Annotated in this window: 19 protein-coding genes and 2 pseudogenes; 5 read left to right on the top strand and 16 right to left on the bottom strand. The window is 61.7% G+C overall.

What is annotated here, in order from left to right:
- The first annotated feature begins 648 nt into the window (after window positions 1-648).
- The gene (locus AC15MQ_RS13750) at window positions 649-2,484 is read left to right on the top strand and encodes a PHA/PHB synthase family protein (RefSeq protein WP_483080409.1); all 1,836 of its coding nucleotides are present in this window, start codon (window positions 649-651) and stop codon (window positions 2,482-2,484) included.
- A 64-nt stretch (window positions 2,485-2,548) separates the two neighbouring features.
- Here the strand turns inward: AC15MQ_RS13750 and AC15MQ_RS13745 are convergent, their stop codons facing one another.
- A complete protein-coding gene (locus tag AC15MQ_RS13745) occupies window positions 2,549-4,078 on the bottom strand; it encodes a class I adenylate-forming enzyme family protein (RefSeq protein ID WP_483080408.1) in 1,530 nt (509 codons plus the stop codon).
- 665 nt (window positions 4,079-4,743) lie between these two features.
- On the opposite strand from AC15MQ_RS13745, the gene AC15MQ_RS13740 reads away from it, so the two are divergent.
- Window positions 4,744-6,210, top strand: a complete 1,467-nt coding sequence (locus AC15MQ_RS13740) for a hypothetical protein (protein WP_483080407.1) — start codon at window positions 4,744-4,746, stop codon at window positions 6,208-6,210.
- A 245-nt stretch (window positions 6,211-6,455) separates the two neighbouring features.
- Window positions 6,456-7,232 (top strand): enoyl-CoA hydratase, encoded by a 777-nt coding sequence (locus AC15MQ_RS13735; protein WP_287652671.1) that lies wholly within the window; start codon window positions 6,456-6,458, stop codon window positions 7,230-7,232.
- Window positions 7,233-7,302: 70 nt separating this feature from the next.
- Here the strand turns inward: AC15MQ_RS13735 and AC15MQ_RS13730 are convergent, their stop codons facing one another.
- Complete coding sequence (locus AC15MQ_RS13730; protein ID WP_483080406.1) at window positions 7,303-9,861, bottom strand: extracellular catalytic domain type 1 short-chain-length polyhydroxyalkanoate depolymerase; 2,559 nt, start codon at window positions 9,859-9,861, stop codon at window positions 7,303-7,305.
- A 133-nt stretch (window positions 9,862-9,994) separates the two neighbouring features.
- Entirely contained in the window at window positions 9,995-10,738 is a 744-nt protein-coding gene (locus AC15MQ_RS13725) for an FkbM family methyltransferase (RefSeq protein WP_287669884.1), read from the bottom strand.
- A 218-nt stretch (window positions 10,739-10,956) separates the two neighbouring features.
- Between AC15MQ_RS13725 and AC15MQ_RS13720 the strand changes: the two genes are divergently transcribed.
- The gene (locus tag AC15MQ_RS13720; RefSeq protein ID WP_483080405.1) at window positions 10,957-11,136 is read left to right on the top strand and encodes a hypothetical protein; all 180 of its coding nucleotides are present in this window, start codon (window positions 10,957-10,959) and stop codon (window positions 11,134-11,136) included.
- Between the two features lie 246 nt (window positions 11,137-11,382).
- Here AC15MQ_RS13720 and tnpA read toward each other — a convergent pair.
- From tnpA to AC15MQ_RS13690, 6 genes and pseudogenes are all read right to left on the bottom strand, one after another.
- Window positions 11,383-11,783, bottom strand: a pseudogene (tnpA, locus tag AC15MQ_RS13715) (IS200/IS605 family transposase).
- A 1-nt stretch (window position 11,784) separates the two neighbouring features.
- Window positions 11,785-12,110: pseudogene (locus tag AC15MQ_RS13710) on the bottom strand (NADP-dependent oxidoreductase); the annotation flags it as partial.
- Window positions 12,111-12,716, bottom strand: coding sequence for a CHRD domain-containing protein (locus AC15MQ_RS13705; protein WP_483080404.1), 606 nt, complete (start codon window positions 12,714-12,716; stop codon window positions 12,111-12,113).
- A gap of 267 nt (window positions 12,717-12,983) precedes the next feature.
- Window positions 12,984-13,922, bottom strand: coding sequence for a nucleoside recognition family protein (locus tag AC15MQ_RS13700; RefSeq protein WP_483080403.1), 939 nt, complete (start codon window positions 13,920-13,922; stop codon window positions 12,984-12,986).
- A gap of 13 nt (window positions 13,923-13,935) precedes the next feature.
- The gene (locus tag AC15MQ_RS13695) at window positions 13,936-14,655 is read right to left on the bottom strand and encodes an LrgB family protein (protein WP_483080650.1); all 720 of its coding nucleotides are present in this window, start codon (window positions 14,653-14,655) and stop codon (window positions 13,936-13,938) included.
- Between the two features lie 5 nt (window positions 14,656-14,660).
- Entirely contained in the window at window positions 14,661-15,011 is a 351-nt protein-coding gene (locus AC15MQ_RS13690) for a CidA/LrgA family protein (RefSeq protein WP_287670074.1), read from the bottom strand.
- 231 nt (window positions 15,012-15,242) lie between these two features.
- Between AC15MQ_RS13690 and AC15MQ_RS13685 the strand changes: the two genes are divergently transcribed.
- Complete coding sequence (locus AC15MQ_RS13685; protein ID WP_483080402.1) at window positions 15,243-15,851, top strand: NUDIX domain-containing protein; 609 nt, start codon at window positions 15,243-15,245, stop codon at window positions 15,849-15,851.
- Window positions 15,852-15,876: 25 nt separating this feature from the next.
- Here AC15MQ_RS13685 and AC15MQ_RS13680 read toward each other — a convergent pair whose 3' ends face one another.
- From AC15MQ_RS13680 to hflC, 7 genes are all read right to left on the bottom strand, one after another.
- Window positions 15,877-16,968, bottom strand: a complete 1,092-nt coding sequence (locus tag AC15MQ_RS13680) for a hypothetical protein (protein ID WP_287652662.1) — start codon at window positions 16,966-16,968, stop codon at window positions 15,877-15,879.
- Between the two features lie 139 nt (window positions 16,969-17,107).
- Window positions 17,108-17,593 (bottom strand): hypothetical protein, encoded by a 486-nt coding sequence (locus AC15MQ_RS13675; RefSeq protein WP_483080401.1) that lies wholly within the window; start codon window positions 17,591-17,593, stop codon window positions 17,108-17,110.
- A gap of 130 nt (window positions 17,594-17,723) precedes the next feature.
- On the bottom strand, window positions 17,724-18,752 hold the full coding sequence (locus AC15MQ_RS13670; RefSeq protein ID WP_287670079.1) for a hypothetical protein: 1,029 nt from the start codon (window positions 18,750-18,752) through the stop codon (window positions 17,724-17,726).
- A 176-nt stretch (window positions 18,753-18,928) separates the two neighbouring features.
- The gene (locus AC15MQ_RS13665; protein ID WP_483080400.1) at window positions 18,929-20,236 is read right to left on the bottom strand and encodes an adenylosuccinate synthase; all 1,308 of its coding nucleotides are present in this window, start codon (window positions 20,234-20,236) and stop codon (window positions 18,929-18,931) included.
- Complete coding sequence (locus AC15MQ_RS13660; protein WP_483080399.1) at window positions 20,229-21,398, bottom strand: ATP phosphoribosyltransferase regulatory subunit; 1,170 nt, start codon at window positions 21,396-21,398, stop codon at window positions 20,229-20,231. Before AC15MQ_RS13660 ends, AC15MQ_RS13665 begins: the two co-directional genes overlap by 8 nt.
- Window positions 21,395-21,580, bottom strand: a complete 186-nt coding sequence (locus tag AC15MQ_RS13655; RefSeq protein ID WP_287652654.1) for a DUF2065 domain-containing protein — start codon at window positions 21,578-21,580, stop codon at window positions 21,395-21,397. Before AC15MQ_RS13655 ends, AC15MQ_RS13660 begins: the two co-directional genes overlap by 4 nt.
- Window positions 21,577-22,458, bottom strand: a complete 882-nt coding sequence (hflC, locus tag AC15MQ_RS13650) for a protease modulator HflC (protein WP_434735617.1) — start codon at window positions 22,456-22,458, stop codon at window positions 21,577-21,579. Before hflC ends, AC15MQ_RS13655 begins: the two co-directional genes overlap by 4 nt.
- Between the last annotated feature and the right edge of the window lie 6 nt (window positions 22,459-22,464).

Below are 22,464 nucleotides of genomic sequence, written 5' to 3'. Positions count from 1 at the left end.
CAACAGACCTCATCGAGTAACCTCAGCCCGGCAAGCACCGTCGCGCTTCGCGCTTGTAGACTTGCCTGGGACCGGCGGCGAGCAATCCCGCCATTGTCGAGCGCAGACTACTACCGAGTCAAGCACCGAGCGCCGGCACGCCACTTGCAGCAACGCCGGCACGATGCCTGGTGTCGTTACAGGTGCCTGGAGAAGCATTCAGCCAGCCAAGGGAGTGTGGTCTACGTGCTGATCTGGCATCCTGCCGGCACGCTGTTCCCGCCTGGCGGGTCTGCAGAAATAATGCCTCTGCTGGCCGGGCAGCGAATATTTTGGCTACTGGTAATACCTTCGTTGTTGCCCAATGTTGACCTGGATCAGGCCGTGCTCCGCGGTATCCTTTAGCATCCCGATTGCTTGGGCGCGTTGCTGCCCCGGGCTGAAGGTTGTTTCAGCAGTCAACGGAGAATACTCATGGTCGAAACGCTTAAAGAACCCCTTGATCCGGCCGCCACCCCCGCCGCGACCACATCCGATTCTGGTGCCGCCGCAAAGCGGCCCGCCCGGCCCAGAGCTACGCGCCGGAAGAAAACTGCGGAACTCCCGGCGAGCACGTCGGCCGAAACTGTCGCTGCCGTAACGGCAGTGCCGTCAAGCCCTGGAGCGGCCATGCCGCCGCCGATTGCCGCCGCGGCGGCGACTGCGGCTACGCCCACCACGCCCTCTGAGTCGCCGCCGCGAGCAGACCACTCTCGACGTCTGGGTGATCGCCACCTGCTGGATTCCGACGCCCTGGAAAACATCGACCGGATGACCAATGTCGCGCTCGGTCAGTTAAGCGGTGGTATCTCGCCGGCTTCACTGGCTATGGCCTATCTGGATTGGACCGTGCATCTGGCGTCCTCTCCCGGCAAACAGTTCCAACTCGCCGCCAAGGCCGCCCGCAAGGCTATGCGCCTCGGCGCGTACGCGCTTTCCTCGGCGGTCACCGGCAATGCCGAAGACTGCATCAAGCCTCTCCCCGGCGACCATCGCTTTGACCATCCGGGCTGGCAGCGCTTTCCGTACAACGTGATCTACCAGGGCTTCCTGCTCAACCAGCAATGGTGGCATAACGCCACCACTGGCATTCGCGGTGTTTCGAAGCACGGCGAGGCAGCAGTCTGGTTTACCGCCAAGCAGATCCTGGACATGACTGCCCCCTGCAATGTGCCATTCATGAACCCCGAGATCGTGGAAGCGACCGGCAACGAACGCGGCGCCAATCTGGCGCGCGGAGCCAAGTACTATGGCGAGGACATCCGCCGCTCCTTCCGCGACGAGAAGCCAGCCGGGGTCGACGCCTTCAAGGTCGGGGAAAACCTCGCCGTCACACCTGGCAAGGTCGTCTATCGTAACCTGTTGATGGAACTGATCCAGTACTCGCCAAGCACGGACACTGTCCAGCGCGAACCGGTTCTGATGCAATCCGCATGGATGATGAAGTACTACATCCTGGACTTGTCGCCGCACAATTCGCTGGTCAAGTACCTCGTCGATCGGGGCCACACGGTATTCATGGTCTCGTGGCTGAACCCGGGTGCGGAACACCGGAATCTGGGCATGGAGGATTACCGCAAGCTGGGAACACTGGCCGCGATCAACGCCATCTCGGACATCCTGCCGGGCCGCAAGATCCACACCGTCGGCTACTGCCTGGGCGGCATTCTGTTGACCATTGCCGCAGCCGCGATGGCCCGCGACGGCGACGACCGCCTGGCCAGCGTCACCCTGTTCACCACCATGACCGACTTCACCGAGGTCGGTGAAATCAACGTCTTCATGGACGCCAGCGAGGTGACCCTGCTTGAGGACATGATGTGGCAGAAGGGTTACCTGGACCACAAACAGGTCTCCGGAGGATTCCAGTTGCTCAAGTCGGCCGACCTGATCTGGTCGAAGATGGTGCGCGAGTACTACCTTGGCCACCGCGAACCCATGTTCGACCTGATGGCCTGGAATGCCGACGGCACGCGCATGCCCTACCGCCAACACTCGGAGGTCCTGCGCCGGCTGTATGTAGATAATCAATTGTTCCAGGGCAAGTACATGGTCGATGGACGCGCCATTTCGATCAGCAACATCCATGCGCCGATCTTTGCCGTCGCCGCCGGCGCCGACCACGTCGCGCCCTGGCGTTCTGTGTACAAGTTACACCTGCAGAGCGACGCCACCGAACTGACGTTCGTTCTGACCAGTGGTGGGCACAACGTTGGTATCGTCAATGAACCGGGCCGCCCACGTCGATCCTACCAACTCAGCGTTTGCCACGTGGGAGAACGCTGCCTGGATGCCGACACCTGGAAAGAAAGGGCCCCGGTGTATCAGGGATCGTGGTGGCCGGTATGGCAGGAGTGGCTCACACGGCATTCCTCTGGCGCTGAACCGGCACCGCCGATGGGCGCGCCAGAGAAAGGCTACGCGCCGCTCTGTGACGCCCCGGGAACCTACATTCTGCAGCAGTAGGCAACCGTATTCGGCCGCCAACAGGCGGCCGAATTTTCTTACGAAGGCGCCTCGTCGCTGACGGTCAGTCGGCGGCCGAAGGCCCCGACTGGTAGGCATCGCGCATGGTACGTTTGAGCGTCTTGCCAGCGGCGTTGCGCGGGAACTCGTCCATGATCTGCACCGCGTGCAGGCGCTGATAACGTGCCCCGACCCGCTCGTTGATCCAGTCACACAACTCGGAGGCGCTGAGCACCGCATCGGGCCGGAGAATCACCGCTGCCACCGGCGTCTCCCCCCATTTTTCATGTACGACGCCAAAAACGGCGACCTCCCTTACCGCTGGGTGACGAGCGGCAACCTCTTCGATGTCGCGCGGGTAAACCTTGACACCACCGCTGTCGATCATGTCCTTCTTGCGGTCGACCAGGTAAAGGTAACCATCGCCGTCGGTGTAGCCAAGATCACCGGTAAACAACCAGCCACCACGGATCGCCTGGTCAGTGAGGTCGGGACGACCGTAGTAGCCGGACATCAGCGACGGCCCACGACCAACGATTTCACCGATTTCCCCTGGAGGAGCGTCACTGCCGTCCTCACGCACGATACGCATCGTGTAGAAGGACGGCGGCGCACCCACCGAACCGGCCTTGCGCAGCGATTGCGTCTTGTCGAGAATGGTCCAGAACCCTTCCGTGAGCCCGTAGAGCTCGTAGAAGCGGTTGGGCAGCAAGCGATTGAGCAAGTCCTTGTGCTCCTGGTGAAGTGGTGCACCGAGCGACAGGATCATCTCCAGCGACGCCAACTTGTCGACCGAGAAGCGCGGTGAATTGAGCAGGGCGATGATCTGCGCGGGCACCATCATGGTGTGCGTGACACGCTCCCGGGCGATGATTTCAATCGCCTCGTCAGGATCGAACTGGCGCTGCAGGACATAGCGTGCACCAAGATAGAAGCAGGGCATCAGCGTCACGAAGGCGCCGTTGAAGACGATCGCACCGGTGTGCAACACCACCGATTCCGGACTCATCCGCCATGCCGATGCAAACAGCGTGCAATACATCGCGCGCACAAAATGGCTGTGCATTATCCCCTTCGGCAGGCCGGTCGTCCCACTGGTGTACATGACATTGAACAGATCGTCGCGGCTCACCGACGTCGGCTCGGGCCACTCCTCCGGAAGGGTCTTGAGCAGAGCCGCGTAGTCGGCATAATCACCGATCGAACCATCGATCATCAACACACGCTCGACCGGCAGTTCGTCGCGGACCTGGCTGAGCACCGGCGCCATCGTGCGCTGCGTGATCAGGCAAACAGCACCCGAATCCCGCAACAGGCTGGCCAGACCGGAAGCCATCAACAGCGGACTCAGCGGCACCAGCACCGCGCCGATCGAAGGAACCGCCCAATATATTTCGAGTAGCTCGCGACAGTTGCTCAACACGGTCGCTACCCGGTCGCCTTTGCGCACCCCAAGCCATTGCAGCAGGCGCGCGCACCGGCCAACGCGCATGGCAAACTGACACCAGGTCAGGCGCTCCTGCTCGAAGACAACAGCCACCTGATGCGGCCGATACTGCGAGTGATGCCTGACCAACGTTGCAAGTTGCAGCATTTTTTCCTCCCATCCAAGAATCCCTGCGGGCGCACACCGACTCGGCCCGGCGGCATCGCAGCGCAACAATGCGCTACTATACAACCCAATTTCGCCGTGTAGCGGCGGAGCATTGCCAAGAGTATCGGGCGGTTCCGCGAAGCTCGCCACCATACCCTCCAGATCACCATTTAAGGCCATTACCCACGGCTCGATGGAGGTGCCAAATAAACCTTTCGAGAACCACACCGCAGAGTAAACAATTCCCGCGCGGAGGAGTAGAATGCATTGTGCGGTGCGGAATCGTGCTCGATCGGGTTGGTTGAGCGACCATTCCATGCCAGCCAGGACCGGCAGAGCAAAGGGCTCGCGCCGGCCTTCCCGGGTCCGGGATTTCTGCCGCGGTTTCTTCGTGACGCTTCCACCAGCATGACTCCAGGTACACAGCAGCCACTTCCAGCGGGGGCGCAAAGTCACGGCTATCGCCAGACCTGTGGCGTGGTGCCGGGCACCGGCTGCGCGCTCCGGGACTGGCGCATGTCAACTGGGAACGGGCCAAGGCAAGCCGAATTGTTGTCTCCGATGGAAACTCCCATATCCGTTCCTATGGCGGGCCCAAGGTAATCGTGGGCCGGCCTCCGCGGGCCGGCCCGTTCTAAGTGACGTAAATTGTTGGAGGTTGGAAGATGTTTGCACTGCTAAGGGAAATGCCTGATTTCACCACGAGTTGGTGGAGGTACATGCTGGCGATGATGCGCGCCTCGAACCGCGAAGTCAGCGAATTCAACGACAACCTCTTCATTGCCGCACACATTGCCATGACCGCGGCGCGCGACAACCCGCTGAGCATGCTGGAAGCTTTCGAGATCGTCGAACACAACGTCGGCATGGCCCGCAAGGGAATGGCCGGCATGCAGGGCAAGATGGCCGACTACGCTTTCGATCAGGTCGAGGAAGGTACACGCGCGTTCCTGAACACCGTCCTGAAGGCGGATGGCGAGAAACTGGGTGGCTACATGCGTCGCGAAGCCGAAATCATGGAATCGGTTTCGAACTTCAACGAGCAGATCGAGGCCATTGCCGACGAGTTCGGCTTCCAGTTCAACACCCCGAACTACAAGCTGGTCCATGAAACCGACGCCTTCGAGCTTTACCAGGTGCTGCCGCTGAAGGCCGGTGTCGAAGTGCGCAAGGATCTGAAGCCTGTCATCCTCATTCCGCCGTACATGCTGGGCGTACACATCCTGTCGTTCCTGCCGTTCGAGGGCAAGAGCTACAGCCACGCGTTCGCCAACGAAGGCATCCCCACCTACGTCCGCGTCGTCAAGGACATCATGACGAACGAGAAGGTCCAGACGCTGACGCCGGAGCAGGACTGCGAACAGACCCGCCAACTGTGCGCCAAGGCAATGGAACTCAACGACGGCAAGAAAGTCACCCTGAACGGCACCTGCCAGGGCGGTTACATCTCGCTGATGAACATTCTGTCGGGCAAACTGAAGGATGTCTGCGACGCCCTGATCACCAACGTGACCCCGGTTGACGGCACCTACAGCGACGCCATCAGCGGCATGCCGACGATGCACCACGATTTCATCACCACGACGCTGCCGAGCGGTAACAAGGTCGCCAACGGCTACCTGCTGAGCCTGGGAATGCGCTTCGTCGCCATTGACAGGGAAACCCCGCTGGTGAAAGTGCTCGATCAGGTTTCGCTGCATCGGGCCACCGATCTGAACCCCGGCAAGACGCCGGCAGCGCTGTTCCGCTGGTTGCTCAAGGAACGCGTGCACCTGCCGCTGGCAATTGCCAACATGAGTTCGCACACCTTCCAGGATCCGATCGCCAACGACGGGACCCTGCCGGTGAAACTGTTCGATCAGCCGTTGAACATCAAAAACCTGATCGAGCTGAACGTGCCGTGGTACCAGAACTACGCGATCAAGGACGACCTTGTCACGCCACCGTGCGCCACCGCCGGCAACAAGTTCCTCGAAGGTTGGGACCGTCTCGAGTCGGTCGCCTTCTTCGGCGGACACGTGGCCATCCTGACCAGTCCGCACGGCAAGAAGGCCCCGGTCACCGGCTCCTTTACCGACGCCAACGGCAAAGCGTCGCGCGGACCGGTCAAATTCCAGATCGACATTTCCTGATTGACACACGAGTCCCTCGGGAACTGAAGACGCGGCACCACTGACCCCTGCACCCCTGCCTTGAGCAAACGACGCGCCGGCCTGACAGCAAACCTGTTCAGGCCGGCGCGTCGGCTTGTCACCCAGCCCCGGCGCAACAAGCGCAGCAGCATGTCCAGCACCGATTCCGATCACCGCAGCAAGGAAATCCCGCGACAATTGGCGGGATTTCGACACCATCCACTCTGAACCTGGAGATTTCCCTTATGAGCTATGTCAACATCAACGCCGAAGTGCGCGGAAAAGTCGGCCTGATCACTCTCAACCGCCCCAAGCAACTGAATGCCTTGAACGATGACCTGATGGACGAACTGGGCAGCGCTCTGGCCGCCTTCGAGGCCGATGAAAACATCGGCGCGATCGTCATCACCGGCTCGGACAAGGCCTTTGCTGCCGGCGCCGACATTACCGTCATGCAGTCCCTGACTTACATGGAAGCCTACAAGGGCGACTTCATCACCCGCAACTGGGACAGCCTCAAGAGCTGCCGCAAACCGGTGATTGCTGCTGTTGCCGGCTACGCGCTCGGCGGCGGATGCGAACTGGCGATGATGTGCGACATCATTCTGGCCGCCGACAACGCGCAATTTGGCCAGCCCGAAGTTCGCCTGGGAATTCTCCCCGGCGCCGGTGGCACGCAGCGTCTGCCGCGGGCGATTTCCAAGGCCAAGGCCATGGAGATGTGCCTCGCCTCGCGCAACATCGACGCCACGGAAGCCGAGCGTGCAGGTCTGGTTTCACGGGTCGTCCCGGCCGACAAGCTCCTTGATGAGGCGATGTCCACCGCCACCCGCATCGCCAGCTTCTCGCTGCCGGTCGTGATGATGATCAAGGAGTGTATCAACCGCTCCTACGAGAGCTCGCTTTCCGAAGGTCTGCTCTTCGAACGCCGCACGTTCCACTCGGCTTTTGCTCTGGAAGATCAGAAGGAAGGCATGGCGGCATTCGTCGAAAAGCGCAAACCCTCGTTCTCCAACCGCTGACCTGCTTGCCGTACATAACCCACCGGAGCCCCGAATACATTGGCAGGGGATCCGGTGGAGCCGTCAGACCTCAGCAGTGAGCCAGATCGATGGCATTGTGGATCGTGATCTGGTCCACCCACGCCTTGGCGTAAACCGTACTGTAGATGTTCGCGCAAGCCGCCACTTCGAGCGTCAGCGTGACGCTGCGATCGGCAAACTGCTTCAGGTCGATCGCCGCCTGGCGCAGCCATTCGGTCTCCTGGTGCACCATGCCGATCGCCGTGACTTCATCGACGACAATGCCGTCGATCAGGACGCGGAAACTCGCGCTGGTGTAGTCATTGACGCCGGCACTGAGATCGAGGCGTCGCACGTAGCTCAGTTCCGGCTGCGGACCGAGTTTGATCCGCCGTGAGATCGACTGGACGCGTGCGCCGAGGGCACCGTGATCACCCGATGCGGCGTGACCATAGAGCATCGGCCCACCGCGAAATGCACGCGAGTCTTCGAGCAGCAGTTCCCATCCCGCACCTTCCCAGCCGGCGGTCTTGAGTGCAGCTTCGGGATGCGCCGAAGCAGAACGCTGCGCGACACCCTTCAGCACGCCTGCCGCTTCCAGTGCCGTCGAAATGATCCCGGGAACGTCGATCCCCAGCGGCGCCGAACTGTCCGGGCGCCGGTTCGTGGTGCCCGCCTTGAGCAGGCCAGCCGCTTCCAGCGACGCGGAGATGATGCCATGGACATCGAGCCCAAAGGATCGGCCGGCCGCGGCACGCTGCCCCGGTGCCGCTGAACCACGGGGCGGCTCGGTGTCGCGCGTGGCATGTTCCTTGAACCCCGGCTCGCCGCGGTCGAGTGCGCGGGCACCACGGCCTCCTTGCTCAGCCGCCGCTGCCGTTTCGGCCTGGGCGGGAGCGGTCGCTCTGACCGGTCGATCGGCGAGCAATCCCCAGAAATCGGCGATCCGGTGCGTGGACGAAATCCCTACCGCGTTGAAGAACGGCGCCGCCGTACCGCACTGATGGGGCCCGGCGCCCGGATCGAGGGCGGCACCGTGGCCCATGCCGAGTACCGTGTAGGACTCGATCAGTTCTTCACCGCTTGGCCCCTGCCAGGCCCGGCGCGAATGGCCGTCGACCGTCATCTGGATCGTCGGCTGCGCATCGAGGCCGTGCACGTCGGCCCATTGCTTGACGATTTCTTCGGCATTGACCGGCTTGACGGCGGTATCGGCGTCACCATGCCAGACCGAGATCTTCGGCCATGGCCCCTGGTGGGACGAGGCCGCGCGCACCAGTTGTCCCCACTCCCCGGCTGATCGGGAACGTCCCTGAAAGATGCTCTCGAGCCCTTCCTGCAAGCCCTTGGCCGTACGGTAGGGAACCCCGGCAAGCACGGCGCCGCCGGCGAACACCTCCGGATAGGTCGCCAGCATGACGGTGGTCATGGCGCCGCCCGACGAAGTACCGGTCACGTAGACCTGCCGGCGATCGAGACCATGATCGTGCAACATCCGGTCGACCATCTGCCGGATCGACAACGGCTCGCCCTTGTCGCGCTCGTTGTCTTCCGGCTTGAACCAGTTGAAGCAGCGCAACGGGTTGTTGTTCCACTGCTGCTGCGGCAGCAGGAGCGCAAAACCGTAGCGATCGGCGAGCGTCGACCAGCCGCTGCCCTTGTTATACGAGGCTGCGCTTTGCGTACAGCCGTGCAGCACGACAACCAGTGGCGCGTTGGCCGGCAACCGTTCGGGGACGTAGCTATACATGCGCAGTTCGCCGGGATTGGAGCCGAAACCCGTCACTTCCAGCAGGCGGCCCTTCTCCTGCGAATCCACCTGCTCCGACCAGGCCTGGACCGCGGTCAGGGCGGAAAGGAGTTTCTCCCAGCGACTTCCGTGCGGCGTCTTGGCCGCGAGTTTTGCCATGTTGGCGATGGCGGCCACTTTATGGCCCAGTTTGTTCATCATTGGACGATTCCTGTCATCGGACAAGGTGGTGAGCAGACCGATCTCGATCAGCTTGCGGACCGGCAAGAAAACGGAGTGGAACAGGCCGGGATCGACCGTGCCACCACGTTGGGAGTCAAGCCAGGCCGGCGGAGCTGCGTCCGGGGCCAGGCCATAGGTATGACTGACGAGCGCACGCCGGCCCTGCCAGCAGGCGCTGAACTGCAGCGAGGCAACCGGGCAGCCACGGTTGATCCACACGCCAAACACCTCGCTGGCGACAATCGCGCGCGTCTCTTCGGCACACGCCAGTTCCAGCAGGCCGGCCAGCGCCTCACCGAACGGCAGGCCGTCCAGAGATATCGACGATTCAGATGGATTCTCGTCGTCCGCTGCCAGCGCCGGGCCGAACAGTACTCGCGGGGTGTTGCCGCCGGCTGCCACCGCTGTCGGCCGCAAGTCTGCATAGCATCGAATGGCCTCCACCGTCTGCGCCTGTTGTGGCGCAGCCATGGCCCCGATCAGCAAATGCGCCGCGTAATGCGGCGTTGCCGGCGGTGAGCCCCGCCCACGCGGCCCAGGCGCTACCAGGCCGCCAGAGACCATCAGCGTGACGCGAAAGCGCAGGTCGCGACGCGATTCCCCGAGGATATCGGCAAGCCGCTCGCTGAATTCATAACGTGCAAGTCCATTTAACATGCGGCAACGATAGCGCGCCGTTCAGCGATTTGCAAGCAGTTTTTTAGTAAGTGACAACTTTTAATTTTATCGTCACGGGGCCGAGAACTTTCCCGCAGTTTGCCAAGGACCGTTAAGCCTTGCCCCTTGGGCGTTACGAGGATCTTTCGAAGAAGTAGTCGTTGCCGATATGATGCAGGTACGAGAAGCCGATCTGATCCCGTACCCAACACACCATCTCCTGCGGATTGCTCAGGATTTCCATCTGCACGAAGCAGCGGTTCCGCTCAAGAAATGATCGCCCTCCGGTGATTACCGACTCCTCGTGTCCCTCGACATCGATCTTGAGGAAGACCACCTGCCCCCGAATGCTCGCCAGTTGAGCATCCAGCGTGTCGACTTCGATGATCGTCTCCTCGAACATCTCGGCTTTGGTTCCCGCAGGCGCCGTTTCGGCAATTCGCGACATGCCCGTACTGTTGCCCTTGTTGACCAGAAAGGACACCGATCGTCTAGCGTGGCTCAAGCCCACGCGGCGTGCGTCTATCCGCAGGTCGAGGCTGTTCAGGTAGATGTTCGCGCAAAGGTGATTGAAATTTCGGCGGTCCGGCTCAAAGGCGACAACGGTGCTCAAGGCCGGCTGGCTAGCCGCGAGGGTCACCGAGTAGAGCCCGAAATTGGCGCCTGCATCGATGAAACAGGAAACACCCCGCTCCTTGATGAGTTGCGCGCAGTACGCGAGCTGAGAATCCTCATAGCGCTCACCAAGAATCAGCTTGCGATCAATGTAGTTTCGATATCGCAGCAACCACAGCGCGCCAAAGCGCCGGTAGGTGCGCGGATGATCGGTCACGTAGTCGCGCAGAGCAAGTTTCTTGACTTTCCTTATCAGAGACATGGCATACACCCCCTCGGCCCGCCGCCAGGATCCCGCCCTTGGGCACCCTAGTTCCCTCGCCTTCCACCAGGAAAGCGCCAGGCCGCCATTCTCCTCTGATGCTGAATCGCGATCCAGTAAGGCATGTGATATCAACGCAGACGCACCCTTGGCGTCAGAGGCAGCCGCCCATCTCGGGCTAAACCCGTTAACGATCGACAAGGTCGCCGACGATCCCGATGCTGATAGTTCACCGCGCAGGTGCTCTGGCCAGTGTGATCCGCAGGTTGCCACGTCTCGGCCGAATCAAGCAACAGAGCCGCGGCGCCAGCCAACATGACCGGGGCAATCTGTTCACCGAAGATACCGGCAAGACGGTGACCGCGATCACCAGGCAGAGGGCTGCCGGTCACCGGTAGATAGAGGCCACGCAACCGGCGTCCATCGCCTGCGTACCAACGGACTTGCCTGGGAGGAAGAAAACCTCTAGCCGCACCTAGTCCATGTTAAACAAGAACCGCGAAACATTTTTCTGAATCAATTGCTTGCGCGCAAGAGGAATATCGAGTGACGCTACAAGCCCGAACTAAACAACCACCGGCTAAAGCCGGTGGGTTTATATTGCGGACTGAAAGTCCGGATACGCGTCGCCTAATCGACGCTTCCTAGTTGGGTTCGGCTTTGAAATCGTCATTCGGGTTGCGCTCAAAGTGATGTTCCAAATATTGCTTGATCATCTCGTCCGTCATTTGCCCTACCGTGGCACAGAAGTACCCCCTGGCCCAGAAGTGCCGTCCCCAGCATCTCTTCCTCAGGCGCGGATACTCTTCCAACAGCTTGCTCGATGTCCGCCCCTTGATCCGCCTCATGATCTCGCTCGGCGCCAGGGTCGGCGGGCAACTCGTCAGGATGTGCACGTGGTCCTGCTCACCACACCCTTAACTATCCGAATCTCAAACGCCTCACACGTCTCCCACACCAACTCTGGTACTCGCTCCGCGATCTCTCCCGTCAGCACCTGGTAACGGTACTTCGTCACCCATACAAAGTGGTACTCGATTTGAATTACCGTCGTCGATCACCGAGTATTGCTGCCAGCCCCCCATTCCGAGCACCGTGTCGCCAACCTCAAAACGTGCATTGCACGAATCGACAAACTCACCGACCGTGCCGCCGATCATCACCTCGTTCAAGGGTTGCGGTGGTGCGTAACTCGCGCCTTCGTTCATCCGGGCGCGCAACAGGGATCGAGACTGAGGTAATGATGACGCACCAGCACTTGGCCGTTTACAGGCCGAGGAACCGGTGTTTCGTCCAGCCTGAAATGCTCCACCCTGGGCTCGCCACCTGGACGAGCTGCCAGGAGGATCTGTTTGTTTAATGACCAGCGGATTCACGTAGCCCGCGAATCCTCTCCGGTGTTCTTGCGGCGCAGCGAAACGAAACCCAGACCAAGCCCCAGAGTGAGCAGACTGATCATCGCCGGCTCCGGTACCAGGAAGCCGCGGATCTCGCCTCCCGGACGGAAAGTCGTATGAATGTTCAGGTAACTCCTGCCCGAGGTCATGCCGGCCAAGAGGAACGCTTCGGCTGCCGCCGTCCCGCCGTGCGCCGTGAGAAAACTCGGGTTATAGGAAGAGGCCAGTTCCAGGTCGAAGTCGTGTTCGTACAACCCGCTGGTGACGCCGAGCGGAAAGCCGATGAAGTTCGGCACCGTCGTCGCCACACCCGCAGTCGCCGTCAAAGGCAAGGGTGTGCAACAGTGAATGTGTGCAGCCGTCGTGGTGCCCAGCAGATCCTTGAAATCGACGTGCACGTGCATGATATGGGTTGCCGTATCGACGCTGACGCTGGCAAATCCGGATCCCGGCGAGGCGTTCGGTGGAGCCTCGTTGGCGCCGTTGAGATCGGCGTAAAGACTGATGATGGCCGCGTGACCTACCGGGGCCGCGAGGAGCATGGCTGCAGCCATAGCCAAGACAAGGACTGGACGTTTCATGGAGCCTCCTGATTGGTGAAGGTGAAAGGCCAGATTGCGCCGCCGCGCGAGCACGCCTTACAGCGCTCAATCCCACGCCTCCAGGCTGCATGCAAAGATCATGCCGATCATTTATATAGCCATTGCAACAATGCCTTGCATGACATCCATGGTGACCATGGCGGTCAAGTGTAAAGATTTTCGACACCTGTTACGCGGCTTCTCCACTGGATACGATGGCAGGTCAGCTTGCTGCATCGCTGCGGCTGTGCGGGTGACCTTGAGGGATCAGCTGATCAAGGTGTGTCCCACAGCGCGTGCCAGGATTCCGACAGCGGCCCCCAGTGCCGCCGGCTTCCAGACGTCGGCCACCCGACGACCGGCGCTGATCAGGATCGCCGCGCCGGGAATGTCCAGCGGGTGGATCAACAACCCAGCGCTGTGGTTGATGAAGGTAGCCGAAACCTGCCCGGCGCGGGTCAGTTCGTCCATCACGCCCATCATCGCCGTGCCGCCGGCGAGTACTTTGGTCAGCGCCGGGAGCACGATGATCGGGTCGACCGCCAGGATGCCGAGCAGCGGCGCCAGGGCGCGCGTCAGCGCGTCGACAGCGCCAACGGAGCGCAGCCCGTGTACCACCACCAGCGACAGCACCAGCATGGGAATGGCGCCGACCGAGATGCGGAAGGCCTCGGCACCAGCGCGGTTGATGACGTCGAGCACCCCTTTGGCACCTTCCGCCAAAGGGTGCTTCAGCGATTCGTCGACCGCCTCCTCGCACACATCCAGCCGCCGCGCGAAACCGTACCAGGTCACCGCGGCGGCAATCAGGCCACCACCCAGAGAGAGCAGGATCAACGGTCCAAACGACAGTCCCATCGCCGCCATCGGCAGGGATACATTGGCCTGCGCCATCGCCAGCACCATCGCCAGCGTGGCCGCCAGATGACGCTTGGAGACGCCGCGCTGATCCATCATCGCCAGGGTCGCCACCGGCGCGGCAAAGCTGACAAAACTGATCTGCAGGGCGGCAAAGACACCCAGGCCGTTGAGCCCGAACGGGCGCAGCAAAGGGGCCAGACGCGTCACCAGCCAGTCGAGGACCCCACGTGCCTCCAGCAGGCGCATGCACGACAGCATCACGACGGTGATCGGCAACAGGATGAACAGGGCCAATTCGACGCCCGAGCGACCCGCCTTGAGAATCACTTCGATCAAAATTTCCATGACCTGAAGGGTATCACTGCAGCAGTGGCAAGAACATCGGCAACAGCAGCGCCGTGACCAGGCCATTCATGCCCATGGCCAGTGCCGCGAAGGCTCCTGCCTGCTCGCTCTCCTGAAACGCACGCGCCGTGCCAATGCCGTGCGCGGTGACTCCCGTGGCGAAGCCCCGGATCGCGGCGTCGTCGATGCGCAGGGCATCGAACAGGTAGCGCCCGAGGACAGCGCCGAGAATGCCGGTACTGATCACCAGCACCGCCGTCAGCGAAGGAATGCCGCCGATGCGTTCGGCGACCCCCATGGCAATCGGCGTGGTCACCGATTTTGGCGCCAGCGAAAGCTGCGTCACCAGGCTGGCGCCGAACAGCCGCGCCACCAGGACCGCGGAAACTGCCGCCGTGAAGCTGCCGACCAGCAGGCCAACGATAACCGGCAGCATCATTGCGCGCACGCGCCGAAACTGTGTGTACAGCGGCACGGCCAGGGCTACCGTTGCCGGGCCGAGCAGAAAGTGCACGAACTGGGCACCGTCAAAATAGGTCTGGTACGATGTTCCGGAGATTGCCAGCAAGGCGACCAGGGCCGCGACGGCGATCATGACCGGGTTGGCGAGCGGGCTGCTGCCGCTGCGACGATGAATCCACCACGCAGCCTGATAGGCCAGCAGGGTCACCGTCAGGCCAAGCAACGGCGTCGTCGACAGGTATACCCAGAGATCGTTGATCTGTGGCGCCACCACGTTCATTCTCCGGTCGCCGCACGGCGTGTGCACAACCGCATCACCAGGGCGGTCACTGCCAGGGTCAACAGCGTGCTGAGCAGCAGCGAAAGCAGCAGTGGCAGCCATTCGTCGGCGACGCGATGCAGATGCAGAATGATCCCCGTTCCGGCCGGCACAAACAGCAGCGAGAGATGCTGCAGCAGCCCCTGACTGGTCGACTGCAGTTCGGGGCTGGGACCGCGCCGCAGGGCCAGCAGCAGGAACAGCAGCAACATGCCGATCACCGGACCGGGAATCGGCAGCTTCAACCCACGTGCGATCACCTCGCCGACCAGTTGCAATACCAGCAGTTGAGTCAATGCAACAATCATGGTCTTCTCCTCGAACGAAGGATGGCACAATGGTAACGTCGTGTCTTGCCAGGGCGCCCACCCTGCAGGAAGCAGGGAGTCGCGCTGGCCGTCAGTATGCATCACTATCCCGACGCCGATCGTCGATGTCGCTCTCCATCGCGCCGGCCACCACACCCGCCCAAGAGGGCCTGGATGGCCGCTGCTGCGATTTTCGGCTTAAACTCGGCGCGACAGTCAGAGGAGGTCGGCATGAACAGGAACGATTTCGAGATTCTCGACAGCGAGGTCTGCTACCAGGGGTTCTACCGACTTGAGCGCCTGCGACTGCGTCATCGCCTGTTCGCCGGCGGCATGAGTCCAGCGATCGTGCGCGAGGTCATCGAGAAGAGCGATGTCGCCGCCGTCCTGCTCTATGACCCGCAGCGCGACGAGGTGGTGATGATCGAGCAGTTCCGGATTGGCGCCCGCGACAGCCCCCGCGGCCCCTGGCTGCTCGAGATCGTCGCCGGCCTCGTCGAAGCCGGCGAAACCCCGGCGGATGTGGCACGACGCGAGGCAATGGAAGAGGCGGGTTGCGCACTGATCGACCTGCTCCCGATCAGCACTTTTTACACCAGCCCGGCGAAGACCTCCCAGCGCACCCACCTCTACCTGGGTCGCGTCGACTGCTCCAGCACCGGCGGCATCCACGGCCTGGCCCACGAGGGAGAGGATATCCGTGTCGTGTGCCTGCCGGCCACGCAGGCGATCGCCCTGGCCGAGTCGGGAGATATCGACTCGGCCTGGCCACTGATTGCCCTCTTCTGGTTTGCGCGCCACCGCGAAGGGTTGCGCGTGCGTTGGTCGGCCGGCGAGTAGGTGGCGCAGGGCGCCACCACGCTATTCACTGCCCGGGATTTTGCATCCTCTCGCCGAACATCCGGACAATCACGTCGTGGTGGCTCAGGAGGGTCTTCTCGAAGGGTTCCGCCTGAACACGACACTCGTACTCGCTGGTCGAGGCGAAGCCGCCGGTGTAGCCGGTCCGCATGCCGCCGATGCGGGCGGCAAAACTTGCCACGTTGAGCGCCACCAGCGCCACGTTCTTCGCCGTATCGACGGTCTTGGTACCGCCGCTGGTGGTATTCACCAGTTCGCCGATTTCATCGGTAGACACCGTCTCCTGGAGCGATACCCGCGCCTTGTTGCCTTCCACATCAATGAAGGCATAGCGGGTCACGAAGTTTACGAAACTCGCAGCGGCTCGCGTCGTGACCTTGCCACTGGTCCAGAAACCCGGGTCAGGGGTGAGTTGGCCACCCAGCACGGTCAAGCGCACCTTCAGGATCGTCGCGTCGAGCTTCCTGGCAATCCTGCTTTCGATCTGCTGCGCCTGCGCTGCCGCAAAGCCGCCGGAGAAACGCGCACCAAAGGTCAGGAAATCGTCCTCCTGCTTCTTGCCGAAAGAAATCCTGCTGATGAACTGGGTTTCGTCGATCAGGTGCAGCGGCAGTCCGTGCGCGCTGAAGAACAGACCCTTGCCGGCCTTGGCGTCCTGCTCGCTAGGCAACGGCGTGACCCCCGAGGCAGCGAGTTCGGCAAACTCGGGCAAGACGGTCAAGTCATCCTGGCTGACGACCTCGATGCCACGCGCCTTGAGCAATTCCACGGTCTGGTCGTAAAAACGGTCGGCGATCGACTGGAACTGCTCGTTACTGCTGCCAACGAGCTTGATCGACACATCGGAATCCGCACCGATCATGGCTTCGAGACCATTCAGCGACTTGCTGTACTTCAACTCGCTGACGAAATCGACCATGAAGCTGGTAATGACCACACGCTTGATCGTCGGCAGGACTTCCGGGTTTTCGACCTTGACGAGTTTTGCCGCTTGCGCCTTGATGTCGCCGGCAAGATCGAGATCGGCTGCAGCAACAGGCCCAAGGCTCAGGCAAAAGGCAGCGGTGATGAACAGCTTCGCGATGGATGGTTTCATGTCGTGCATCTCGTCAGGGTTGAAAAAAGCGTGATTCTAGCAATCCGGAGTTTGATACATCGGCAATGCCGCACGGTGGCCCGGTGAAAGTCGATCAAAAGACATACCTGTCACCACATCCATCGGGCGACCGCCAGGCTTAACTCAGCCGTTGAGCGTTATCCCTCACCTGACGAAGAATCGGTCGCATGCCCTGCTCCGCCACCGCAGCAGCCCGTCCGTAGAGTTGATACCAACACAACGCGACATTCGCCAGTGCCTGGCCCAGTGCCAACTGACGGGCGCCAAACTCGTCGGCACTGCGACTGCCAAACAGGGCCATCGCGCTGCCAGCAACGGCCACTGACGCCTCGGCGGTCTGGGTCACGAACTGCTGCGCTTCGTTTTGCAGCGCTGTGGCCATGGCCACAGCCGACTCCAGCGGAACAGTGACCTTCTCGTGGGTCATGGTACCCATTTCGGCCCAGTCGTGCGCTTCGCGCAGGGTTGCGCCACGCAGCAAGCGGTTGCTCCGCTGATGGATGACCGCCAGGGAACCGGTCATCAACTCGCTGCTCTGTCGGCCCAGCGCCGTCCATTGCAGGACCGGTGCCAGCAACTGGTCACGGAGTTCTTCTCGATTCATGCCTGATTCTCCTTGGGAATGTGACGGACATGCGAACACATGTCCGTTTGGTGTGTATTGCCGCTGACGACTGCTCGCCCGACAGCCATCCTCGAAAACGCCAGTACCGGGGAATCCCTCTGTGGCTGCATCATAGGAGTCGCGCCGCATCGTCAAAATTGATTTTTGGCGTCGATGGCACTTCGCCGCGGGCGACACTTGCCACCACAAACGCCCGCCGCACAGCCTGTGCACCCGCCAGATTGGCGATGGCAAAATCGACCTCTGCCGCCGGATCAGTACTTGCTTTGTCGGCAACGACGTTCATCGTGTTGAGCCGCAACTGCTTCTGTTCGACGTGCAGATAACGCTCGGGGTGCCCGAGGACCTCGGTCAGGCATGCAAACTCCGCTTCCAGTGCCGACTCGCTGCCACCTATTGCCGCCAGTTGTCGCTCGTTTTCGAGCAGTTCCGTTTCCAGCCGGGCCTGCTCGCTGCGCGCCGCCGGAGGTGCGCCGAACATCGAGCCCAAGCCCGGGCCCTGTTGCTGCAGCAGGCGCAGGCGGGCCCTGATCAGTGCCCGGTTGCCCTCCAGTTCCTGCCTTTCGACGCGTTCCTCGCCAATTTCCGCCAGGGCCTGGGCCAACAGATATTCGAAGGCCTGAGTCCCCACCACACGGCGCAAGCGCGACTCGTCACGGCCGCAGATATGCGCACGATGATCCGAGAAACTGACACTGGTCTGCACCACATCGCGCTGTACCATGTCGCCGTGCAGGGCCATGCCGAACACGCGCTGCTCGTTGTAGGCCATTCCCAGGATCAGGCAAGCCTCGTCCAGCTCCGGGAACTTGTCAAACAAGGTACGCAGGTTGTCCGAACGTCCGAGCACGGCAGGAATATCCGTGGGGGCAACGAAAAACGCTCGCAAGGCGGGGTCTCTGGACCATGTTGCCGGCGACAGGGCGCGCGCGCCGGGCAACGACTGGACCATCGCGCGCAGAAACTCGACGGCCGTCTCGACCGCCGGCGCAAGGCGCCGTTGGCAACCCGGCAGCACGTTCAAACGCGGATTGGTGAGGGTGATCGCCTTGTCTGCAGCCGCGCGAATCATTTCGTCCGAAACCCGATCCGGATCAAACTGAGCCGGACGGTTCTTGAACCAGTCAAGAATGCCCATGTGTCCACCTCCCACGTTAAAGCCCGCACAGCACCCTTCGCGCCAACCCCCATGGTGCCTCCGCGCGACAGATCAGGGCCCTCCGAAGGCCCTGAACGTCGTTTCGCAGCCGTCCCGACGGTTATTGGCGACCAACCGGTCGTGGCGGGCAGTGGCGTGACCTGGATCTTTCCCGATCACCCCAAGGGGTGGCGACGGACTACCGTCTCTCCGCGTTCTGGTCCCGTCGAGACGATGTCGACGGGAATCCCGCACAGTTCCTCGATACGCTCCAGATAAGCACGCGCCGCTGCCGGCAATCCCTGCATCGTACTGACACCGACCGTAGACTCGTCCCAACCCGGCCAGGTTTCCAGCACCGGCTCGCAAGCGGCAACCTCGTCGGCCCCCATCGGCAGCAGGTCGATAGTCTTACCATCCAGCAGATAGGCCCTGCAGATCTTCAACTCCGGCAAACCATCGAGAACGTCGAGCTTGGTGATGCACAGACCGGTGACGCCGTTGATCTGGATCGAACGCTTGAGCGCTGCCGCATCGAGCCAGCCGCAGCGACGCTTGCGCCCGGTAACGGTACCGAATTCACGCCCCTTTTGCGACATCTGATAGCCCGGCAGTCCTGCCGTCTCGATATCGAGTTCACTCGGGAAAGGTCCGCCACCGACGCGCGTACAGTACGCCTTGGTAATTCCCAGCACGTAATGCAGCATCCCCGGACCAATGCCCGAACCGGCTGCGGCCTGACCCGCGACACAGTTCGAGGAGGTGACAAATGGGTACGTGCCGTGATCGATGTCGAGCAGCGCGCCCTGTGCCCCCTCGAACAGCAGACTGTGTCCGGCCTGATTGATCGCATGCAGTGCCGCTGAAACATCGGCCACCAGGGGTTTGATCTCTTCGGCATCGGCCATCGCCCTGGCCAGGACAGAGTCGAAATCGACCGCTTCGGCGCCCAGATAGCGGGTCAGCACGAAGTTGTGGTAGTCGAGGTTTTCCTTCAGCTTGTCGGCAAAACGAGTGGGATAGAACAGATCATAGATGCGCAGCGCCCGCCTCGCCACCTTGTCTTCATAGGCTGGGCCGATGCCCTTGCCGGTGGTGCCGATGCGCAAATCCGAGCACTTCGCTGCCTCGCGGGCGTGATCGAGGGCGGCGTGGTAGGGCAGTATGATCGGACAACCCGGACTGATCCTGAGACGCGAGCGGACATCGATGCCACCCGACTCGAGGACCCTGATCTCGCTGATCAAATGATGAATATCCAGCACGACCCCGTTGCCGATGAAACAGGCAACTCCCTCACGAACGATCCCGGAGGGAACCAGATTGAGTTTGTACACCTTGTCGCCGACCACCAGCGTGTGACCGGCATTGTGACCGCCCTGAAAACGAACGACACCCTTGGCATGATCAGTCAGCCAGTCTACGATCTTGCCCTTACCCTCATCGCCCCATTGGGTGCCCACCACCACGACGTTCCTAGCCATTCCTGTGATCCGTTCCTGTGATTGCCTCAATAAGCCACTGCCCGTCACGTTCAAGCAGTTGGCGGTCACACCGCGGCCCTTCGCTATGCGTTTCGGACGGCAGGAGTTCTACGACGACCTCGCCCCGCGCACGCAATATCGCAATCGTGTCTGCCAGAGGGACGCTGTTTGCCGAACAGGGCGCCAGGATCGCCCCTGGCGCCTTGCCATTTGCCGCAAGACCGGCCAGATCCCGCAGATCCATCGAGAAGCCCGTCGCTGGACGGTCGCGACCGAAGGCTCTGCCAACACCGTCATAACGCCCGCCACGTGCAACGGCACTCGAAAAATCAGTGCAGTAAGCTGCAAAAACGACACCGTTGTGATAATGGTAACCGCGCAGGTCAGCGAGGTCGAAAGATAGCGGCAGATCGGGCAACGACGCCTGCAACTGCCGCAAGGTCTCCAAAGCGGCCGTGACCTGCGGCCAGGCGGGCAAAGCCTTCGTCGCCGCTGCAAGTGTTTCGACGCCGCCGTAGAGCGCGGGCAAACTCAGCAGCGCCGAGCGCAGCGGCTCGTCCATCCTGGCGCAAAGCTCGCGCAGACTCGGCACATCCTTGCCCTGCAGCAACAGCAGCAACGACCCTTCGAGTTCGGCATCAAGGCCTGCCGCCGCCGCCAGTGCGCGAAACACGCCGACATGACCGAGGTCGATACGCGCTGCCGGCACGCCGGCTGCACGCAATGCGCCGGCCATCAGGCGGATGACCTCACCGTCCGCGGCCACTCCGGCATACCCATACAACTCCGCACCGAGCTGCATGGGTTCACGACTCGCCGTCAGTGACGCCGGCAGGGTATGCAGTACGCTGCCGCTATAGCAGAGTCGCGTCACCCCCTGGCGGTTGAGCAGGTGGGCATCGATCCGGGCAACCTGCGGCGTGATATCGGGTCGCACGCCGAGGGTGCGACCCGATACCTGATCGACGAGCTTGAAAGTACGCAATCTCAGGTCATGTCCGGAACCGGTAAGCAGCGACTCAAGGTACTCGAGCAGCGGTGGCATGACCAACTCGTAGCCATGCACCCGGAACAGATCGAGCAACCGGCGGCGCAGGGACTCTATCCTTGCGGCTTCAGCGGGCAGTGCATCGGCGAAGTGTTCGGGCAATAGCCAGTTCATCGGAAAATCATCAACAGCACCAACCCGACCAACATCGACGTCAGGCCGATGAAACGAATCTGCCCATCCGAAAAGCGTATCAAACGCCGGAATGTCTCCCGCCAGGCGCTTGGGGCGACGAACGGCAACAGCCCTTCGAGCACCAGCATCAGGGCAAACGCAAGCAACAGGTGATCGATCATTTGCCGGCTTTGTCGCCGCCACCCCGGCCGATGCTCTTCATGTACTTGAAGAAGTCCGAATTGGGTTCGACGACGATCACGTCGGTCTTGCCCTTGAAGCTGCCGCGATAGGCCTCCAGGCTGCGATAGAAGGCATAGAATTCGGCGTTGCTTTCGAAGGCCTGGGCGTAAATGGCGGTGGCCCTGGCGTCGCCCTCACCCTTCATCTTCTGTGCGTCGCGATAGGCTTCGGCGACGATCACCTCGCGCTGCTTGTCGGCGTCGGCGCGAATCTTCTCGGCATCGGCTGCGCCCTGCGAGCGCAGCTCGTTGGCCACCCGCTTGCGTTCCGCGTCCATGCGGCGATACACCGACTCACTGACGTCATTGGGCAGCTCGACACGCTTGACCCGCACGTCGACAATCTGCACGCCGATCTTGCGGGCGTCAAGGTCAGCCTTCTCGCGCATCTGCTCCATCACCTTGTCGCGCTCGCCCGAAACCACATCGTGCACGGTGCGCTTGCCGAACTCCTCGCGCAGGCCGGCATTCACGGTCTGCGTGAGGCGCGTCTTGGCACGCGATTCGTCGCCGGCCACCGAGATGTAGTACAGCTTCGGATCAATGATCCGCCACTTGGTGAATGAGTCGACCAGCACGTTCTTCTTCTCGGAAGTGATGAAACGTTCCGGCTCGGCGCTATCCAGGGTCAGAATCCGCTTGTCGAAATAACGAACGTTCTGGATCAGCGGCCACTTGAGGTACAGGCCCGGCTCCTCGATGACACTTCGCACCTCACCGAGCTGGAAGACGATCGCGTATTGACGCTGATCAACCGTAAAGATCGTTGCCCCAAGCACCACCAGCACGGCCACGAAAACCGCGGCAAAGACATTCATCCCCGC

The organism is Candidatus Accumulibacter propinquus (genome assembly GCF_056856495.1).
This window is presented reverse-complemented; position numbering and strand designations above follow the sequence as displayed.

Bases quoted from the DNA above. Each gene is read 5' to 3' on its own strand.
- AC15MQ_RS13670 (WP_287670079.1), bottom strand. From the start codon at position 18,752: ATGGGCATTCTTGACTGGTTCAAGAACCGTCCGGCTCAGTTTGATCCG.
- AC15MQ_RS13665 (WP_483080400.1), bottom strand. From the start codon at position 20,236: ATGGCTAGGAACGTCGTGGTGGTGGGCACCCAATGGGGCGATGAGGGT.
- AC15MQ_RS13660 (WP_483080399.1), bottom strand. From the start codon at position 21,398: ATGAACTGGCTATTGCCCGAACACTTCGCCGATGCACTGCCCGCTGAA.
- hflC (WP_434735617.1), bottom strand. From the start codon at position 22,458: ATGAATGTCTTTGCCGCGGTTTTCGTGGCCGTGCTGGTGGTGCTTGGG.
- AC15MQ_RS13680 (WP_287652662.1), bottom strand. From the start codon at position 16,968: ATGAAACCATCCATCGCGAAGCTGTTCATCACCGCTGCCTTTTGCCTG.
- AC15MQ_RS13720 (WP_483080405.1), top strand. From the start codon at position 10,957: ATGCTGATAGTTCACCGCGCAGGTGCTCTGGCCAGTGTGATCCGCAGG.
- AC15MQ_RS13690 (WP_287670074.1), bottom strand. From the start codon at position 15,011: ATGATTGTTGCATTGACTCAACTGCTGGTATTGCAACTGGTCGGCGAG.
- AC15MQ_RS13730 (WP_483080406.1), bottom strand. From the start codon at position 9,861: ATGTTAAATGGACTTGCACGTTATGAATTCAGCGAGCGGCTTGCCGAT.
- AC15MQ_RS13675 (WP_483080401.1), bottom strand. From the start codon at position 17,593: ATGAATCGAGAAGAACTCCGTGACCAGTTGCTGGCACCGGTCCTGCAA.
- AC15MQ_RS13745 (WP_483080408.1), bottom strand. From the start codon at position 4,078: ATGCTGCAACTTGCAACGTTGGTCAGGCATCACTCGCAGTATCGGCCG.
- AC15MQ_RS13750 (WP_483080409.1), top strand. From the start codon at position 649: ATGCCGCCGCCGATTGCCGCCGCGGCGGCGACTGCGGCTACGCCCACC.
- AC15MQ_RS13735 (WP_287652671.1), top strand. From the start codon at position 6,456: ATGAGCTATGTCAACATCAACGCCGAAGTGCGCGGAAAAGTCGGCCTG.
- AC15MQ_RS13700 (WP_483080403.1), bottom strand. From the start codon at position 13,922: ATGGAAATTTTGATCGAAGTGATTCTCAAGGCGGGTCGCTCGGGCGTC.
- AC15MQ_RS13740 (WP_483080407.1), top strand. From the start codon at position 4,744: ATGTTTGCACTGCTAAGGGAAATGCCTGATTTCACCACGAGTTGGTGG.
- AC15MQ_RS13655 (WP_287652654.1), bottom strand. From the start codon at position 21,580: ATGATCGATCACCTGTTGCTTGCGTTTGCCCTGATGCTGGTGCTCGAA.
- AC15MQ_RS13685 (WP_483080402.1), top strand. From the start codon at position 15,243: ATGAACAGGAACGATTTCGAGATTCTCGACAGCGAGGTCTGCTACCAG.
- AC15MQ_RS13725 (WP_287669884.1), bottom strand. From the start codon at position 10,738: ATGTCTCTGATAAGGAAAGTCAAGAAACTTGCTCTGCGCGACTACGTG.
- AC15MQ_RS13705 (WP_483080404.1), bottom strand. From the start codon at position 12,716: ATGAAACGTCCAGTCCTTGTCTTGGCTATGGCTGCAGCCATGCTCCTC.